At 73.8% G+C, this 671-nt stretch carries 1 protein-coding gene; it reads left to right on the top strand.

The genetic code is table 11. The annotated features are described in order from the left end of the window. The coding region (locus ACK586_RS25480; RefSeq protein WP_409333326.1) for an IS3 family transposase at positions 1–671 on the top strand (671 nt) is incomplete at both ends.

Genomic DNA, 671 nt, shown 5'->3' on the forward strand with positions numbered 1-671 from the left:
GACAACCGCGCGTACGGGGCGCCGCGGGTGACCGCCGAGCTCAACGACGGCGCCGGTGACGACGAGCGGGTGAACCACAAGCGGGTGGCCCGGGTGATGGCCGAACACGGCATCGCCGGGATCCGCCTCCGGCGGCGGGTCCGCACCACCGTGCCGGAGCCGGCTGACGAGCAGGTCCCTGACCTGCTGGAACGCGACTTCACCGCCGATGAGCCGAACACCAAGTACGTCGGGGACATCACCTACCTGCCCTGCGCCGACGGCAGCACCCTCTACCTGGCCACGGTGATCGACTGCTTCTCCCGCCGGCTGGTGGGCTGGTCGATCGCCGACCACATGCGCACCGACCTGGTCGCCGACGCGCTGCTGGCCGCGGCCGCCACCCGCGGATCCTTGGCCGGGGCGATCTTCCACGCCGACCACGGAGCGCAGTACACGTCCCGGGCCTACGCCGCGCTCTGCCAGCAGCTGGGCGTGACGCGGTCGATGGGCGCGGTCGGCTCGAGCGCGGACAACGCGCTGGCCGAGTCGTTCAACGCCACCCTCAAGCGCGAGACCCTGGCCGGCGCGGCCAGCTGGGCCACCGCGGCCGACGCGCGGCGGGCGGTGTTCGCCTGGGCCACCCGCTACAACACCCGCCGCCGGCACTCCGCCTGCGGCCAGACCAGCCC

This window comes from Trujillonella humicola, from assembly GCF_046233715.1.
Lineage (GTDB): Bacteria > Actinomycetota > Actinomycetes > Mycobacteriales > Geodermatophilaceae > Trujillonella > Trujillonella humicola.